This is a genomic window from Citrobacter sp. CK180 (assembly GCF_030333655.1).
In the GTDB taxonomy this organism is placed as follows: Bacteria; Pseudomonadota; Gammaproteobacteria; order Enterobacterales; family Enterobacteriaceae; genus Citrobacter_B; species Citrobacter_B koseri.
In genome coordinates, this window is sequence record NZ_JAOWFM010000037.1 from 147059 (window position 1) to 164284 (window position 17226).

Sequence of the window (17226 nt, forward strand, 5' to 3'; positions counted from 1 at the left end):
TAATAATGAGGGAAATTTAATGAGCTTTTTTATTTCTGATGCGGTAGCGGCAACAGGTGCTCCGGCGCAGGGCAGCCCGATGTCTCTGATTTTGATGCTGGTGGTGTTTGGTCTGATTTTTTACTTCATGATCCTGCGTCCACAGCAGAAGCGCACCAAAGAACACAAAAACCTGATGAGCTCCATCGCAAAAGGCGATGAAGTGCTGACTAACGGTGGCCTGGTGGGTCGTGTAACGAAAGTAGCGGAATCCGGCTACATCGTTATCGCGCTGAATGACACCACTGAAGTGGTTATCAAACGTGACTTCGTAGCTGCCGTTCTGCCGAAAGGCACTATGAAGGCGCTGTAATCTATTGTTTTCCCAAAGGGAACTGCCGTGTTAAACCGTTATCCTTTGTGGAAGTACATCATGCTGGTCGTCGTGATTGTCGTCGGCCTGCTTTACGCACTTCCCAACCTGTATGGTGAGGATCCGGCTGTTCAAATCACTGGCGCGCGCGGCGTCGCCGCCAGTGAGCAAACGCTGATCCAGGTCCAGAAAACGTTACAAGAAGAAAAAATTACCGCTAAGTCTGTGGCTCTGGAAGAGGGCGCTATTCTTGCGCGCTTCGACACCACCGACATCCAGCTGCGCGCCCGTGAAGCGCTGGTTGGCGTGCTGGGTGATAAATACGTCGTGGCGCTTAACCTTGCTCCGGCAACGCCTCGTTGGCTGGCGGCCATTAAAGCCGAGCCGATGAAACTTGGCCTTGACCTGCGTGGCGGCGTTCACTTCCTGATGGAAGTGGATATGGACACCGCGTTAGGTAAGCTTCAGGAGCAAAATATCGATAGCCTGCGCAGCGACCTGCGTGAAAAAGGCATTCCTTATACCACTGTTCGCAAAGAAGATAACTACGGTCTGAGCATCACGTTCCGCGATAACAAAGCGCGTGATGAAGCGATCTCTTATCTGAGCGGGCGTCACCGCGATCTGGTGATTACCAGCCAGGGCAATACGGTGCTGCGTGCGGTCATGTCTGATGCGCGTCTGAGCGAAGCGCGTGAATATGCCGTTCAGCAGAACATCAACATTCTGCGTAACCGTGTAAACCAATTGGGCGTGGCTGAGCCGGTTGTCCAGCGTCAGGGTGCGGATCGCATCGTCGTTGAGCTGCCGGGTATTCAGGATACCGCGCGTGCGAAAGAGATTCTGGGCGCTACCGCGACCCTCGAATTCCGTCTGGTAAACACCAACGTTGACCAGTCTGCGGCGGCATCCGGGCGCGTACCGGGTGACTCGGAAGTGAAACAGACGCGCGAAGGCCAGCCGGTTGTGCTGTACAAACGCGTGATCCTGACCGGTGACCATATCACCGACTCCACTTCCAGCCAGGACGAATACAACCAACCGCAGGTTAACATCTCGCTGGATAGCGCAGGTGGCAACATCATGTCTAACTTCACCAAAGACAATATCGGCAAGCCGATGGCGACCTTGTTTGTGGAGTACAAAGACAGCGGTAAGAAAGATGCCAATGGTCGTGCGGTACTGGTGAAGCAGGAAGAGGTGATTAACATCGCCAACATCCAGTCTCGCCTGGGCAACAGCTTCCGTATTACCGGTATCAACAACCCGAACGAAGCCCGCCAGCTCTCTCTGCTGCTGCGCGCCGGTGCGCTGATTGCGCCGATTCAGATTGTTGAAGAACGGACTATCGGCCCGACGCTGGGTATGCAGAACATCAAACAGGGCCTGGAAGCGTGTCTGGCCGGTCTGGTGGTCTCCATCCTGTTCATGATCTTCTTCTACAAGAAGTTCGGTCTGATTGCGACAAGCGCGCTGGTGGCCAACCTGGTATTGATTGTCGGTATCATGTCGCTGCTGCCGGGGGCCACGCTGAGTATGCCGGGGATTGCCGGTATCGTGCTAACCCTTGCGGTGGCGGTCGACGCCAACGTACTGATCAACGAACGTATTAAAGAAGAGTTGAGCAACGGGCGTACGGTTCAGCAGGCGATTGATGAAGGTTATAAAGGCGCGTTCAGTTCCATCTTCGATGCGAACATCACCACGCTGATTAAAGTCATCATCCTGTACGCAGTCGGCACCGGGGCAATTAAAGGGTTCGCGATTACTACCGGTATCGGTGTGGCGACGTCGATGTTTACCGCGATTGTCGGTACGCGTGCCATCGTAAACCTGTTGTATGGCGGCAAACGCATCAACAAGCTGTCAATCTGAGGAGTGCGATGTGGCACAGGAATATACTGTTGAACAATTGAACCACGGCCGTAAAGTCTATGACTTTATGCGCTGGGACTACTGGGCTTTCGGCATCTCTGGCTTCCTGCTGATTGCGGCCATCGTGGTGATGGGCGTGCGCGGTTTTAACTGGGGTCTCGATTTTACCGGTGGTACGGTTATCGAAATCACGCTGGAAAAACCGGCCGAAATGGACGTGATGCGCGATGCGCTGGAAAAAGCGGGCTTTGCCGAGCCGCTGTTGCAGAACTTCGGTAGCAGCCACGACATTATGGTGCGTATGCCGCCGACGGAAGGTGAAGACGGCGGTCAGGTGCTGGGTAGCAAGGTGCTGAGTGTCATTAACGAAGCCACCAGCCAGAACGCCGCCGTGAAGCGTATTGAGTTTGTCGGGCCGAGCGTGGGCGCCGATCTGGCGCAAACCGGTGCGATGGCGCTGATTGTCGCGCTGATCTCTATCCTCATTTATGTCGGTTTCCGCTTTGAGTGGCGACTGGCTGCGGGGGTGGTTATCGCGCTGGCGCACGACGTGATTATCACCTTAGGGATTCTGTCGTTGTTCCATATTGAGATCGACCTGACGATCGTTGCATCGTTGATGTCGGTTATCGGTTACTCGCTGAACGACAGTATCGTGGTATCTGACCGTATTCGTGAAAACTTCCGCAAAATTCGTCGCGGGACGCCTTACGAAATCTTTAACGTGTCGTTGACCCAGACGCTGCACCGTACGTTGATCACCTCCGGGACGACGTTAGTGGTGATTCTGATGCTGTACCTCTTCGGCGGGCCGGTACTGGAAGGCTTCTCTCTGACCATGCTGATCGGTGTTTCTATCGGTACGGCATCGTCGATCTACGTGGCCTCGGCGCTGGCGCTGAAGCTGGGTATGAAGCGCGAGCATATGTTGCAGCAGAAAGTTGAGAAAGAAGGGGCGGATCAGCCGTCTATTCTGCCTTAATCACGCAGTCACGTTATTACTGGAATCCCGGTCGCATGGCCGGGATTTTTTTATCGCTAAAAAAGCCTGCGGTTAAGCGGGCTTCTGCATCCTTCACGGGCAATGGGGTACGCAGAGTGTTAAACTTGCTCATAACCCTACATTCAACGCAGATACAGAGTCACTATGGCGATTATCCCTAAAAACTATACGCGGCTGGAAAACGGCTATCGTGAAAAGGCGCTCAAATTATTTCCGTGGGTATGCGGGCGATGCTCTCGCGAATTTGTTTACTCTAACCTGCGCGAATTAACCGTCCATCATATCGATCACGACCACACCAATAACCCGGAAGACGGCAGTAACTGGGAGTTGCTGTGTCTGTACTGTCACGATCATGAGCATTCGAAATATACCGAAGCCGATCAGTATGGCTCAACCGTTATTGCCGGGGAGGATGCGCAGAAAGATGTCGGCGCTGCGATGCATAACCCTTTCGCTAATTTGAAAGCGATGATGGATCAGAAGAAATAAAAAAGCACCGGCGCGTTGCGCGTTCGGTGCTCTTTCTGTGCCCGGCGTTGTGCTGGCCGGGCGTAAACAGCTTAGAAGTTGTAACCGACAACCAGGTAGCCACCCCAACCGGTAGCTTTAACCGTTTCGGATTGCCATACCGGCTGAGCGCCGTTTTCCCACTGTCCGCCGTTATGGAAGTAACGAGCCACTACAGAGTAGTGCCAGTGATCGTAGTTCAGCGCCAGGATGTGGCTGGATGCGATAGAGTTGCTGGTACGGTACTGAGAGTCGCCCAGATCGGAGCCCCAGTCAAAGTTAGTGAAACCGATGTAGCTCAGGTTGCCGCCCCACAGCTCGGTGAGTGGCACGAAGTATTTCACTTTGAAACGGTAGCCATCCCACTCGTTTTCGTTATCAGCCAGGTAGTTCTGCCACTGGTACTTCGCATAGACGTTCAGGGACAGGCTCATCGGCAGACCGGTTTCGATGTCAGTACCCAGACCCATGTACCAGGTGCTCTGACGGCCAGACTTGTTACGACCCATGTCATAGATGTAGTTGTTAGCGAAATACCACTCTTTGAACGGGCCAAAGCTCAGGTCGGCTCCGGTCAGTTTGTCGATAGAGAAACGCGGTTCAATTTCCATGAACAGCGGGGAACCGTGGTTCCAGATACCCTTCGCGTTGGTGTTACCGCCGAAGAATACCGGCGCATCCATATAGCCGTAGAAATCGAACCAGTCTTTTTTCGCGAATGCTTCATATTCCAGATAGGTATCGTTACGGAGCTGAGGCCCGAAACGGGTATGGTAGCTGCCTACAACGTTAACGCTCTGGTGCCACCAGTCTGAAAGGTATTGCGGTTTGTCATTTTCTGCTGCGTTAACAGTAAAGGACGATGAGAGCGCCAGCACTGCACCGGCTGCAAGTAATGTTTTTTTCATATTGTATGCCACTGTTGAAATCCCTTGAAGGGAATGAAAAAGGCGCAATTTGCGTTTCTAAATATTTCGTGTTTCTGCGGAGCCTATTATAGAAATCATTGCTCACAAAAATATGTCTTGTTTCACAGATCTATCATCTACGTAATCGATTGCGTTCACGTTTGCGTACTTTAAGCGCGGCGATTGTACTGACTTTCATGAATGTTGCCAACTTTTAGCAAAAATTGCGGTGATGTCAGAGGAGTAACAAAAAGCCGGGGAGGGATGTTGCGGAACGCACAAAACGCTCCGCCGGAAGTTTATTGATTAACAGGCTGGATATCGTGAACGCGGACAAAACCTAACTGGTCGGGCGTCAATCCGTTTAATTGTAACGGGATATCCACATCGCTCGGCGCCAGGATGCTGGCCGGAGCGTTAATCAGTTGATTCTGGACATTCACTTCCTGATAGTTATCCGTGGTGCCCTGAATCTGCCCGTATTCGACAGTACCGCTAAACGCCGGTAACGGATCGTTGGACTCACCCTGAATGCGCAGCGTCACGCGTGTGCCGTCGGCATTGGGCGCAATATTCACCAGGGACATACGCAGCGTACCGATCTGACTGTTCAGGCGGGCAGGCGTTTTTGAACCCGGCAGCAGATAGACCCCGCTGGTGGATTTCGCATTCAACATATTTTGCTGAGTAATCTTCACGGTTTCCCGGTTTAACTGCGCCATTTCCGTATTCAGCGTGCTGACGCTTTGGTTCATCTGGCGAACTTCGCTCTGCTGCGCGCAGGCGCTCAGGCTAAAGAGGCTTCCCACCAGGAGAATTCTTAGGTAACGTCTTGTCATGTAGATTATTTCCTTCATGGTCGCGATACCCTAATGGTAGATCGCAAAGGGGCGTAAGGTATCGATCCTTTGTCTCAAAAGTGCTCCGCCTTTGTTGTCGCGCCAGTTCAGGGTAAAATAGATTTCTGTTAACCACCTGGTCAGGACGCCGTATGCATTGCCCATTCTGTTTCGCCGTAGACACTAAGGTTATTGACTCTCGTCTCGTGGGTGAGGGCTCTTCCGTACGCCGCCGTCGGCAGTGTCTGGTCTGTAATGAACGTTTCACTACCTTTGAAGTGGCAGAGCTTGTTATGCCGCGCGTAGTGAAAAGTAACGATGTGCGTGAACCTTTCAACGAAGAGAAGTTGCGCAGCGGTATGCTAAGAGCGCTGGAAAAACGCCCTGTCAGCTCTGATGACGTCGAAATGGCGTTGAATCACATCAAATCACAGCTGCGAGCCACCGGGGAACGCGAAGTTCCCAGCAAAATGATTGGCAACCTGGTGATGGAGCAACTGAAAAAGCTCGATAAAGTGGCTTACATCCGCTTTGCCTCCGTCTATCGGAGTTTCGAAGACATCAAAGAATTCGGCGAAGAGATTGCTCGCCTACAGGATTAAGCCATGCTGGATGAGTTTTACATGGCGCGTGCGCTGAAGCTGGCGCAGCGCGGGCGTTTCACCACGCACCCGAACCCGAATGTAGGCTGTGTGATCGTCAAAGATGGCGAAATCGTTGGCGAAGGCTACCATCATCGCGCGGGTGAACCGCATGCTGAAGTCCATGCGCTGCGTATGGCGGGAGACAAAGCCAAAGGCGCGACCGCGTATGTCACGCTTGAACCGTGTAGCCATCATGGCCGTACGCCGCCGTGCTGCGATGCGTTGATTGCCGCTGGCGTGACGCGGGTCGTTGCGGCGATGCAGGACCCCAATCCGCAGGTCGCGGGACGTGGGCTGTACCGTTTGCAGCAGGCGGGGATCGACGTCAGCCACGGGCTGATGATGAGCGAAACGGAACAGTTGAACAAAGGTTTCCTCAAGCGGATGCGCACCGGCTTCCCGTATGTGCAGCTCAAGCTCGGCGCATCGCTGGATGGCCGCACGGCGATGGCCAGCGGTGAAAGCCAGTGGATTACCTCCCCGCAGGCGCGGCGCGATGTGCAGCGTTTACGGGCGCAAAGCCATGCGATTCTGACCAGCAGCGCGACGGTGCTGGCCGACGACCCGGCGTTAACGGTTCGCTGGCCTGAACTGGATGCCTCAACCCAGACTCTCTATCCGCAGGAAAACCTGCGTCAGCCGATTCGCATTGTCCTCGACAGCCAAAACCGCGTGACGCCGGAGCACCGTATTGTACAGCAGCCGGGAGAAACCTGGTTTGCCCGTACACAGGACGATTCCCGCATCTGGCCTGAGACGGTTCGCAGCCTGCGGGTGCCGGAGCATAACGGTCATCTGGATCTGGTGGTGCTGATGATGCTGTTGGGTAAACAGCAGATTAACAGCATCTGGGTGGAGGCCGGGCCGGTGCTTGCGGGCGCGCTGTTGCAGGCGGGCGTGGTGGACGAGCTTATCGTCTATGTTGCGCCTAAACTGTTAGGAAGTGATGCGCGAGGATTATGTGTGCTGCCGGGGCTTGAGAAACTGAGCGAGGCACCCCATTTTAAATTCAACGAGATACGCCATGTAGGCCCGGATGTTTGCCTGCATTTGATTCCCGCGTAAAGGCTTCGAAATAGAGAAGCGGCGCGTCGAGTATTATGATAAAATCCGCCCCCCTGCGGGGCCATATCGAACCCGAAGGAAGAATATGAACATTATTGAAGCTAACGTTGCTACCCCGGACGCTCGCGTCGCCATCACCATTGCGCGTTTCAACAATTTTATCAATGACAGCCTGCTGGAAGGCGCGATTGACGCCCTGAAGCGTATTGGTCAGGTAAAAGATGAAAATATTACCGTGGTTTGGGTTCCTGGCGCGTATGAACTGCCGCTGGCGGCTGGCGCATTGGCAAAAACCGGTAAATATGACGCGGTGATTGCGCTGGGTACAGTGATTCGTGGCGGTACCGCGCACTTTGAATATGTGGCTGGCGGTGCAAGCAACGGCCTGGCGCACGTCGCCCAGGACAGCGAAATCCCGGTAGCCTTTGGTGTTCTGACCACTGAAAGTATTGAACAAGCCATCGAACGTGCTGGCACTAAAGCTGGCAACAAAGGTGCGGAAGCCGCACTGACCGCGCTTGAAATGATTAATGTATTGAAAGCCATCAAGGCCTGATTTTTGTAAGGGGAAATCCGTGAAACCTGCTGCTCGTCGCCGCGCTCGTGAGTGTGCCGTTCAGGCGCTCTACTCCTGGCAGTTGTCCCAGAACGACATCGCTGATGTTGAATACCAGTTCCTGGCGGAACAGGACGTAAAAGATGTCGACGTTCTGTATTTCCGTGAACTGCTGTCCGGGGTGGCGACTAACAGCGCGTACCTGGACGGATTGATGAAACCGTACCTGTCTCGTCTGCTGGAAGAGCTGGGTCAGGTAGAAAAAGCTGTGCTGCGTATTGCGTTGTTTGAACTGTCTAAACGTAGCGATGTGCCATATAAAGTGGCCATCAACGAAGCGATTGAACTGGCGAAGACCTTCGGCGCCGAAGACAGCCACAAGTTCGTCAACGGCGTACTGGACAAAGCAGCACCTGTGATTCGCCCCAACAAAAAGTAATCTCCAGGTCGGCTGGTGGCGGGATGTATTCCCGCTATCTCCGGCCTTTTCTTTTTTTCTGCTGAGGCATAACGTATGGCATGCGGCGAGTTCTCCCTGATTGCCCGTTATTTTGACCGTGTTAGAAGCTCTCGTCTCGACGTCGAAACCGGTATCGGTGACGATTGCGCTCTCCTGAATATTCCTGAAAAACAGACGCTGGCGATCAGTACCGATACGCTGGTGGCGGGCAACCATTTCCTGGCTGATATCGATCCTGCCGATCTGGCCTGGAAAGCGCTGGCGGTTAACTTAAGCGATCTGGCGGCGATGGGGGCCGATCCGGCCTGGCTGACGCTGGCCCTGACGTTGCCGGACGTTGACGAAGCGTGGCTGGAAGCGTTTAGCGACAGCCTGTTTGACCTGCTGAATTACTACGATATGCAGCTGATTGGCGGCGACACCACGCGTGGGCCGCTGTCGATGACGCTGGGTATTCATGGCTATGTGCCCGTGGGACGCGCGCTCAAGCGTTCCGGGGCAAAACCTGGCGACAGGATTTACATCACCGGCACGCCGGGGGACAGCGCCGCTGGGCTGGCGATTTTACAGCATCGCTTACAGGTGGCGGATGCGAAAGACGCAGACTACTTGATTAAGCGGCACCTGCGCCCGACGCCGCGTATTTTGCAGGGGCAAGCCCTGCGCGACCTGGCGAATGCGGCGATCGATCTTTCCGATGGCCTGATTTCTGATTTGCGGCATATCGTTAACGCCAGCGGCTGTGGCGCGCGGGTGGATGTGGATGCGCTGCGGTATTCTGAGGCGGTTACCCGTCATGTTGATCCCGGGCAGGCGCTGCGCTGGGCGCTTTCCGGCGGTGAAGATTATGAATTATGCTTCACTGTACCGGAGTTGAACCGTGGCGCGCTGGATGTGGCGCTGGGGAATCTTGGCGTATCGTTTACCTGCATCGGACAAATGAGTGCGGATGTGGAAGGCATCAGCTTCATGCGTGACGGAAAGCCTGTCACTTTTGACTGGAAAGGATATGACCATTTTGCCACGCCATAAAGATGTTGCCAAAAGTCGGCTAAGCCTGCGTAACCCGTGGCACTTGCTGGCTACCGGGTTTGGCAGCGGCCTCAGCCCGATTATTCCGGGAACAATGGGGTCGTTAGCGGCGATCCCATTCTGGTATCTGATGACATTTCTGCCCTGGCAGCTCTACTCGCTGGTGGTGATGTTGGGGATCTGTATTGGCGTTTATCTTTGCCACCGAACGGCGAAGGATATGGGCGTTCACGATCACGGCAGCATTGTCTGGGATGAGTTTATCGGGATGTGGATCACCCTGATGGCGCTCCCTACGATGGACTGGCAGTGGGTCGCCGCCGGATTTGTGATTTTCCGTATTCTGGATATGTGGAAACCCTGGCCGATTCGCTGGTTCGACCGTAACGTACACGGCGGAATGGGGATAATGGTTGACGATATCGTCGCAGGGGTTATTTCCGCCGGTCTGCTTTATTTCATCGGGCACCATTGGCCCATCGGGTTGTTTTAAACCTGTAGGCCCGATAAGCGTAGCGCCATCAGGCGTGGTATGGCCGGATGGCGGCATACATGCCTTATCCGGCCTACATGCTCATCGGGCAATATTATTTAAATCCGACCACCGGGTGCTGTTTATATGGCGTTTCCAGCTCGGCAATCTGCTCTGGCTTCAACGTCAAATCCACCGCGCTGAGCAACTCATCCAGTTGTTCTTCCCGTGATGTACCGATAATCGGCGCAGCGATGCCTGGTTTACTCAATAGCCATGCCAGCGCCACCTGCGCACGCGTTGCGCCAAGATCCTCACTGACGCCCGTCAGACGCTCTGCAATCCGTGCGTCATTCTCATCGCTCTCACTGTACAGCGTCTTGCCGAACTCATCGGATACCGAACGTGCGGTGGTTTCTCCCCACGGGCGCGTCAGTCGTCCTCGTGCCAGCGGGCTCCACGGAATCACCGCGATCCCTTCGTGATAGCACAGCGGCAGCATCTCGCGCTCTTCTTCGCGATAGATGAGATTGTAATGATCCTGCATACTGACAAACTGCGCCCAGCCGTGCTGTTTTTGCAGCGCCAGCGCCTGGGCAAACTGCGCGGCGTGCATGGAGGAGGCGCCGATATAGCGCGCCTTACCGGCCTTCACCACATCATTCAGCGCTTCCAGCGTCTCTTCTATCGGCGTGTTGTAATCCCAGCGGTGAATTTGCAGGATATCCACATAGTCCATACCCAGACGTTTCAGGCTGTCATCAATGGAACGCAGGATTTGCGCGCGGGATAATCCTTCTGGCAGGTCGCCGACGCGATGAAAAACTTTGGTGGCGACCACCACCTCTTCGCGGCGGGCGAAATCACGCAGCGCGCGACCCACAATCTCTTCGCTGCTGCCTGCGGAATAGCTATTGGCGGTATCAAAAAAGTTAATACCGCCTTCAAGCGCGCGCTTAATGATGGGGCGGCTGCTTTCTTCCGGTAGCGTCCAGGCGTGATTGCCGCGATCCGGTTCACCGAACGTCATGCAGCCCAGACAAAGGCGAGAAACCCGTAGATCTGTTTTTCCTAAGGTGTTGTATTGCATTGTTCCGCTCCTGTTATACCCGTTATTGATTAAGCATAGCAGGAGCGGGGAGGGGATTATGCCAGCCAGTCCTTGATTTTGGCCTCAATCCCGGCGGCATCCAGACCGAGTTCCGCGCGGGCCTCGTCCTGTGTACCCTGCGGGATAAAGAAGTCCGGCAGGCCGATATTCAGTACCGGAACGACTTTACGATGCGCCATCAGCACTTCGTTAACGCCGCTGCCTGCGCCGCCCATAATGGCGTTCTCTTCAAGCGTGATCAGCGCTTCGTGACGTTCAGCCATCTCCAGAATCAGCGTTTCATCCAGCGGCTTCACAAAGCGCATATCGACTAAGGTCGCGTTCAGGGATTCGGCGACTTTTGCCGCTTCCGGCAGTAGCGTACCAAAGTTCAGAATTGCTAGTTTTTCACCCTGACGTTTGACGAGTCCTTTGCCGATCGGCAGTTTTTCCAGCGGCGTCAGTTCCACGCCAACGGCGTTGCCACGCGGATAACGCACTGCCGTTGGGCCATCGTTATAGTGATAGCCGGTGTACAGCATCTGGCGGCACTCGTTTTCATCGCTCGGCGTCATAATGACCATTTCCGGGATGCAGCGCAGGTAAGAGAGATCGAACGCGCCCTGGTGCGTCTGCCCGTCAGCGCCGACGATACCGGCGCGGTCGATAGCAAACATTACCGGCAGTTTTTGGATCGCGACGTCATGCAGCACCTGATCGTAGGCGCGTTGCAGGAAGGTGGAGTAGATCGCCACGATCGGCTTATAACCACCGATCGCCAGACCGGCGGCAAAGGTCACTGCATGCTGCTCGGCAATCGCCACGTCAAAGTAGCGGTCGGGGAATTTACGTGAAAACTCCACCATGCCGGAACCTTCGCGCATTGCCGGGGTGATTGCCATCAGCTTGCTGTCTTTGGCGGCGGTTTCGCACAGCCAGTCGCCAAAGATCTTTGAATAGCTCGGCAGGCCGCCGCTGCTTTTTGGCAGGCAGCCGCTGGACGGATCGAATTTTGGCACCGCGTGGAAGGTGATTGGATCTTTTTCCGCCGGTTCATAGCCACGACCTTTTTTGGTCATGATATGCAGGAACTGCGGGCCTTTCAGATCGCGCATGTTCTTCAGCGTGGTAATCAGCCCCAGCACGTCGTGACCATCGACCGGGCCGATATAGTTAAAGCCCAGCTCTTCAAACAGCGTGCCTGGCACGACCATGCCTTTGATATGTTCTTCGGTACGTTTGAGTAGCTCTTTGATTGGCGGCACGCCGGAGAACACTTTCTTCCCGCCTTCACGCAGGGACGAGTAGAGCTTGCCGGAAAGCAGCTGCGCCAGGTGGTTGTTCAGCGCGCCGACGTTTTCCGAGATCGACATTTCGTTGTCGTTGAGAATGACCAGCATGTCCGGCTTGATATCGCCCGCGTGGTTCATCGCTTCGAACGCCATCCCGGCGGTGATCGCCCCGTCGCCAATGACGCAAACGGTGCGGCGGTCTTTGCCTTCTTTTTCTGCGGCGACCGCAATGCCAATGCCTGCGCTAATGGAGGTAGAGGAGTGGCCGACGCTCAGTACGTCGTATTCGCTTTCACCGCGCCACGGGAAGGGGTGCAAACCGCCTTTCTGGCGAATGGTGCCTATTTTATCCCGACGCCCGGTGAGAATTTTGTGCGGATAAGCCTGATGCCCCACATCCCAGATTAACTGGTCAAACGGAGTGTTATAGACATAGTGCAGCGCCACGGTGAGCTCCACCGTGCCCAGCCCGGAGGCGAAATGTCCGCTGGAACGACTGACGCTGTCGAGTAAATAGCGGCGCAGTTCGTCGCAGAGTTTCGGCAGACTCTCTTTTGGTAGCAGGCGTAACTCCGAAGTGGAGTCGACCAGTGCCAGGGTCGGGTATTTGGCTATATCAAAACTCATCAGAGGCCTATTAAGTAAGACTTGTTGTTTGTTTATTTATCACGCTGGATTATGTAGTCCGCTAGCGCTTCCAGTGCCGAGGTATCGAGTGAGAGGTCTGCCAGCTGCGTTAACGACTGGCGGGCGTCTTCGATCAGATCCCGGGCTTTATTCCGGGCTTGCTCAAGGCCCAGAAGTGCAGGGTAGGTACTTTTGCCAAGTTGCTGGTCAGCCCCCTGACGTTTACCCAACGTTGCAGTATCGCCCACCACATCCAGAATGTCATCCTGGACCTGGAAGGCAAGGCCGATACTTTCTGCGTACTTATCGAGTATCGGCAAGGCGTTTCGTCCGATTTCTCCGGCACTTAGCGCGCCAAGACGAACCGCAGCGCGAATCAGGGCGCCCGTTTTATGACGATGGATACGCTCCAGCGCCTCCAGCGGCACCTGTTTCCCTTCGGCATCAAGATCCAACGCCTGGCCACCGCACATTCCGGCGATGCCGCTGGCGTTCGCCAGTTCAGAAATCATAGCAATGCGGTCGCGGTCGGCCACTTCCGGCATCGGGGCATCGCTGATGATAGAAAACGCCAGCGTTTGCAGGGCATCTCCGGCCAGAATGGCATTCGCTTCGCCAAATTTGACGTGGCAGGTCGGCAGACCGCGACGCAGGTCGTCGTCGTCCATCGCGGGTAAATCGTCATGAATCAACGAATAAGCGTGAATGCACTCAACGGCGGCTGCCGGGGCATCCAGCGTGGGCAGGCTTACGCCAAACATCCTGCCCGTTGCGTAAACCAGGAACGGGCGCAGACGTTTACCGCCTAATAATGCGCCATACTGCATGGTTTCGACCACGGGAGTGTTCTGAAAGGGCAGTGGTGCGATAAAACGGCTCAGCGCCTGGTTGGCCTGCTCGACGCAGGCCTGTAGCTGCTGCGAAAAATCCATTTACTCATTATCCGGTGTAAAAGGCTCAGGAGATGCATCTTCATTGTCAGACAGCAGAATCTGCACACGCTGCTCGGCCTGTTGCAACTTTGCTTGCCCCTGACGCGCCAGCTGCACGCCACGTTCAAATTCGTTCAGCGCCTCTTCCAGCGGCAGGTCGCCGCTTTCCAGACGGGTAACAATCTGTTCCAGCTCGCTCAGCGCTGTTTCAAAGCTGGCGGGCGCCTCATTTTTCTTCGGCATAATGAATATCTGACTCTCAATATTTTCAGCTCTGATATGGTAACGGACTCAGAGCAATTATCAAATAACGCGCAATGTGCACAGGACGACCATGATGGTGGTATACTTCCGCGCCTGGATGCAGCTCCATGTATGGGCTGCTGTACTCTTTTCTCCACGACAAGCCTTGATGCTTGCTTAAGAACCATTGCCGCCATGAAGTTTATCATTAAATTGTTCCCGGAAATCACTATCAAAAGCCAATCTGTGCGTTTGCGCTTTATAAAAATTCTGACCGGGAACATCCGTAACGTGTTAAAGCATTACGATGAGACCCTCGCCGTTGTTCGCCACTGGGATAACATTGAAGTTCGCGCCAAAGATGAAAATCAACGCCTGGCGATTCGCGACGCGCTGACCCGTATTCCGGGCATCCACCATATTCTCGAAGTCGAAGATGTGCCGTTCACTGATATGCACGATATCTTTGAGAAAGCGCTGGTGCAGTATCGCGATCGGCTTGAGGGCAAAACCTTCTGTGTGCGCGTTAAACGTCGTGGTAAGCATGAGTTTAGCTCCATTGAGGTGGAACGTTACGTCGGCGGCGGTTTAAATCAGCATATTGAATCGGCGCGCGTGAAGCTGACCAACCCGGATGTGACGGTACATCTGGAAGTGGAAGACGATCGTCTGCTGCTGATTAAAGGCCGTTACGAAGGTATCGGCGGTTTCCCGATCGGCACCCAGGAAGATGTCCTGTCGCTGATCTCCGGCGGTTTTGACTCCGGCGTTTCCAGCTATATGCTGATGCGTCGCGGCTGCCGCGTACACTACTGCTTCTTTAACCTCGGCGGCGCGGCGCATGAAATCGGCGTTCGTCAGGTGGCGCATTACCTGTGGAACCGCTTTGGCAGTTCGCATCGCGTGCGTTTTGTCGCCATCAACTTTGAACCGGTGGTCGGCGAGATCCTCGAAAAAGTCGATGACGGTCAGATGGGCGTGGTGCTGAAGCGCATGATGGTGCGCGCGGCGTCGAAAGTGGCGGAGCGCTACGGCGTACAGGCGCTGGTGACGGGTGAAGCGCTGGGGCAGGTTTCCAGCCAGACGCTGACTAACCTGCGTCTTATCGACAACGTTTCCGATACGCTGATCCTGCGCCCGCTGATCTCTTACGACAAAGAGCACATCATCAACCTGGCGCGCCAGATTGGTACGGAAGATTTTGCCCGCACGATGCCGGAATACTGCGGCGTTATCTCGAAAAGCCCGACGGTGAAAGCGATCAAGGCGAAGATTGAAGCGGAAGAAGAGCACTTCGACTTTAGCATTCTCGATAAAGTGGTTGAGGAAGCGAGCAATGTCGATATTCGCGAAATCGCCCAACAGACCGGGCAGGACGTGGTGGAAGTGGAAACCGTCAGCGGCTTTGGCCCGAACGACGTGATTCTGGATATTCGCTCCGTTGATGAGCAGGATGACAAACCGCTGAAAATCGAAGGCGTGGATGTGGTTTCTCTGCCGTTCTACAAGCTGAGTACGAAGTTTGGCGATCTCGACCAGAACAAAACCTGGCTGCTGTGGTGTGAGCGCGGCGTGATGAGCCGTTTGCAGGCGCTCTATCTGCGTGAACAGGGCTTCCAGAATGTGAAGGTGTATCGTCCGTAATTGTTAGCATGATTGCAGGCCTGATATGCATCGCGCTATCAGGCGCAACGTATTGCCGGATGACGGCGTAACCGCCTTATCCGGCCTACGCACCGCCATCCGGCGCTATTCGTAGTAATTATAAATTCCCGCCGCCATCACCAGCTGTGACGCCACTTCATGGGCTTTTTCACGGCCAACCAGCAGATCGATAATTTTCAGTCCGAAGTCAATCGACGTCCCTGGCGCCTGGCTGGTCAGCAGCTTCACGCGCGGGTCCCACACCACACGTTTATCCTGCCACTGTTCGGCGGGAATGTTGTCTTTCAACGCCGGGAAGCCGGTCATGTTGCCGATGGGAAAGATATCGTGCGGAACGAGAACCGTGGCGGCCGCTGCGCAAATCGCGGCGACAATACGCCCGGAACGGTGGAACTGCTTAACGGTTTCGACCAGCAACGGGCTGTCGCGAAAACACTCCGCGCCCTTAATGCCGCCAGGCAATACAATGATGTCGTAATCGCCGTCGGCCACCTCGACCAGCGGCGCATCCGCCAGCAGTTTTACGCCACGCGAACAGACTATGGTGAGATTTCCGTCGCTGGCGACGCTCGCGGTCGTGACCTGAATACCGCCACGAACCAGCAGATCGATAGTGGTGACCGCTTCGGTCTCTTCACTACCAGGGGCGAGGCATACCAGTGCCGATGCGCTCATACTCACTCTCCTTTCGCTTTACCATTTCAAACAGACGGGCATTTTCCGGGACGGCGATGCCATGCGCGCGGGCGCGTTTTAACAAGTAACCCGTAATATAGTCGATCTCGGTATGACGCAGGGCACGCATGTCCTGCAACATAGACGAGATATTTTCTGCCGTACTCTCAATCACTTGATCGACATAATAACGTAAATCATCCGCCGACGTATGGTGTCCTTCGCGCTCGATAACCACAGCGACCTCCTGACATATCGCCATTACCGCTTCCGGGTGGTGGCGTAATTCGCCGTTGGGGCAGTCCCATAGCGCGGTAAGGGGATTAATCACACAGTTTACCGCCAGTTTGCGCCACATCTCTGCGCGAATGTTGTTGTGCCAGGCGACGTCAGGCAGCACGCCCTGCAAAATATCGGCCAGATAGCTGTAGTCCCCGTCCTGCTCACGCGCCGGGCCAATATGGGTAGTGCCGTTGGCGACATGAATGATGACATTCCCGTCGCGTCTGGCGGCATGCGTCGTGGTACCCATCAGTAACGGCTGCGGGATGTTTTGCAACTCTTCGATTGTGCCCATCCCGTTGTGAATCAGCAGGATCGGCGTGGTTTCAGGCAGAATGGCGACCAGACCTCTTACGGCATCGTAGACCTGCCAGGCTTTCAGCGTGACCAGCAGCAGATCGCTGTTGGCCAGAAAATCAGGATCGTTCGCCGTCAGGGATTCGTTAAATATTGAACCGTCCGTCTCTATCAGATTCACGCTGCAATAGGGTTGCGGTACGCGCAGCCAACCCTGTACTTCATGTCCATGTTTGCACAGCGCTGTAAGCCAAAGTTGCCCTAAGGCTCCGCATCCCAGTACGGTAATTTTCATTGTTCCTCCTCACCTGCAACAGCGCCAGGTGTTATGGCCTAAGTATAGCGCCATCAGCTAAGCTTCTCGTTATGTCTCGTTACGGGTATTATGCTTCGCATCAAAAACGAAG

At 54.8% G+C, this 17226-nt stretch carries 19 protein-coding genes; 11 read left to right on the plus strand and 8 right to left on the minus strand.

Annotation, left to right across the window (positions count from 1 at the left end; all coding sequences use genetic code 11):
• Positions 1-19: 19 nt before the first annotated feature.
• From yajC to yajD, 4 genes are all read left to right on the plus strand, one after another.
• Positions 20-352, plus strand: coding sequence for a preprotein translocase subunit YajC (yajC, locus tag OGV50_RS06160; RefSeq protein WP_012133573.1), 333 nt, complete (start codon positions 20-22; stop codon positions 350-352).
• A gap of 27 nt (positions 353-379) precedes the next feature.
• Positions 380-2227 carry a protein translocase subunit SecD gene (gene secD / locus OGV50_RS06165; protein ID WP_048902403.1) on the plus strand — a complete coding sequence of 616 codons (1848 nt, stop codon included), beginning with the start codon at positions 380-382 and terminating at the stop codon, positions 2225-2227.
• Positions 2228-2237: 10 nt separating this feature from the next.
• Entirely contained in the window at positions 2238-3209 is a 972-nt protein-coding gene (secF, locus tag OGV50_RS06170; protein ID WP_024130598.1) for a protein translocase subunit SecF, read from the plus strand.
• Between the two features lie 165 nt (positions 3210-3374).
• Entirely contained in the window at positions 3375-3722 is a 348-nt protein-coding gene (gene yajD, locus OGV50_RS06175) for an HNH nuclease YajD (protein ID WP_047458501.1), read from the plus strand.
• A gap of 71 nt (positions 3723-3793) precedes the next feature.
• On the opposite strand, the gene OGV50_RS06180 is transcribed toward yajD, so the two are convergent.
• On the minus strand, positions 3794-4648 hold the full coding sequence (locus OGV50_RS06180; protein WP_012133569.1) for a nucleoside-specific channel-forming protein Tsx: 855 nt from the start codon (positions 4646-4648) through the stop codon (positions 3794-3796).
• 299 nt (positions 4649-4947) lie between these two features.
• A complete protein-coding gene (locus tag OGV50_RS06185) occupies positions 4948-5487 on the minus strand; it encodes a SadB/YajI family lipoprotein (protein WP_049008390.1) in 540 nt (179 codons plus the stop codon).
• 152 nt (positions 5488-5639) lie between these two features.
• Here OGV50_RS06185 and nrdR point away from each other — a divergent pair, with 152 nt between their 5' ends.
• The 6 genes from nrdR (at position 5640) to pgpA (ending at position 9737) form a co-directional block, all read left to right on the plus strand.
• Positions 5640-6089 carry a transcriptional regulator NrdR gene (gene nrdR / locus OGV50_RS06190; RefSeq protein ID WP_012904816.1) on the plus strand — a complete coding sequence of 150 codons (450 nt, stop codon included), beginning with the start codon at positions 5640-5642 and terminating at the stop codon, positions 6087-6089.
• Positions 6090-6092: 3 nt separating this feature from the next.
• Positions 6093-7196: a bifunctional diaminohydroxyphosphoribosylaminopyrimidine deaminase/5-amino-6-(5-phosphoribosylamino)uracil reductase RibD gene (ribD, locus tag OGV50_RS06195; protein ID WP_047458495.1), complete on the plus strand. Its 1104-nt coding sequence runs from the start codon at positions 6093-6095 to the stop codon at positions 7194-7196.
• 85 nt (positions 7197-7281) lie between these two features.
• The gene (ribH, locus tag OGV50_RS06200) at positions 7282-7752 is read left to right on the plus strand and encodes a 6,7-dimethyl-8-ribityllumazine synthase (protein ID WP_001021161.1); all 471 of its coding nucleotides are present in this window, start codon (positions 7282-7284) and stop codon (positions 7750-7752) included.
• A gap of 19 nt (positions 7753-7771) precedes the next feature.
• On the plus strand, positions 7772-8191 hold the full coding sequence (gene nusB / locus OGV50_RS06205) for a transcription antitermination factor NusB (protein WP_000801129.1): 420 nt from the start codon (positions 7772-7774) through the stop codon (positions 8189-8191).
• 75 nt (positions 8192-8266) lie between these two features.
• The gene (thiL, locus tag OGV50_RS06210) at positions 8267-9244 is read left to right on the plus strand and encodes a thiamine-phosphate kinase (protein ID WP_200093110.1); all 978 of its coding nucleotides are present in this window, start codon (positions 8267-8269) and stop codon (positions 9242-9244) included.
• Complete coding sequence (gene pgpA, locus OGV50_RS06215) at positions 9222-9737, plus strand: phosphatidylglycerophosphatase A (protein WP_012133564.1); 516 nt, start codon at positions 9222-9224, stop codon at positions 9735-9737. Before thiL ends, pgpA begins: the two co-directional genes overlap by 23 nt.
• A gap of 94 nt (positions 9738-9831) precedes the next feature.
• Here the strand turns inward: pgpA and yajO are convergent, their stop codons facing one another.
• The 4 genes from yajO to xseB are packed head-to-tail and all read right to left on the minus strand — an operon-like array spanning position 9832 to position 13900.
• Positions 9832-10806: a 1-deoxyxylulose-5-phosphate synthase YajO gene (gene yajO, locus OGV50_RS06220; protein WP_200093111.1), complete on the minus strand. Its 975-nt coding sequence runs from the start codon at positions 10804-10806 to the stop codon at positions 9832-9834.
• Positions 10807-10862: 56 nt separating this feature from the next.
• Positions 10863-12725, minus strand: a complete 1863-nt coding sequence (dxs, locus tag OGV50_RS06225) for a 1-deoxy-D-xylulose-5-phosphate synthase (protein ID WP_047458486.1) — start codon at positions 12723-12725, stop codon at positions 10863-10865.
• Between the two features lie 32 nt (positions 12726-12757).
• A complete protein-coding gene (gene ispA, locus OGV50_RS06230; RefSeq protein ID WP_049008396.1) occupies positions 12758-13657 on the minus strand; it encodes a (2E,6E)-farnesyl diphosphate synthase in 900 nt (299 codons plus the stop codon).
• Entirely contained in the window at positions 13658-13900 is a 243-nt protein-coding gene (gene xseB / locus OGV50_RS06235; RefSeq protein ID WP_012133560.1) for an exodeoxyribonuclease VII small subunit, read from the minus strand.
• A 195-nt stretch (positions 13901-14095) separates the two neighbouring features.
• Between xseB and thiI the strand changes: the two genes are divergently transcribed.
• Complete coding sequence (gene thiI / locus OGV50_RS06240; RefSeq protein ID WP_047458480.1) at positions 14096-15544, plus strand: tRNA uracil 4-sulfurtransferase ThiI; 1449 nt, start codon at positions 14096-14098, stop codon at positions 15542-15544.
• Between the two features lie 105 nt (positions 15545-15649).
• Here thiI and yajL read toward each other — a convergent pair whose 3' ends face one another.
• Together yajL and panE are read right to left on the minus strand one after the other, a co-directional pair.
• Positions 15650-16240: a protein deglycase YajL gene (yajL, locus tag OGV50_RS06245; protein WP_012133558.1), complete on the minus strand. Its 591-nt coding sequence runs from the start codon at positions 16238-16240 to the stop codon at positions 15650-15652.
• Positions 16203-17114, minus strand: a complete 912-nt coding sequence (gene panE / locus OGV50_RS06250) for a 2-dehydropantoate 2-reductase (RefSeq protein WP_200073856.1) — start codon at positions 17112-17114, stop codon at positions 16203-16205. The genes yajL and panE overlap by 38 nt, the downstream gene beginning before the upstream one ends.
• Positions 17115-17226 lie beyond the last annotated feature (112 nt).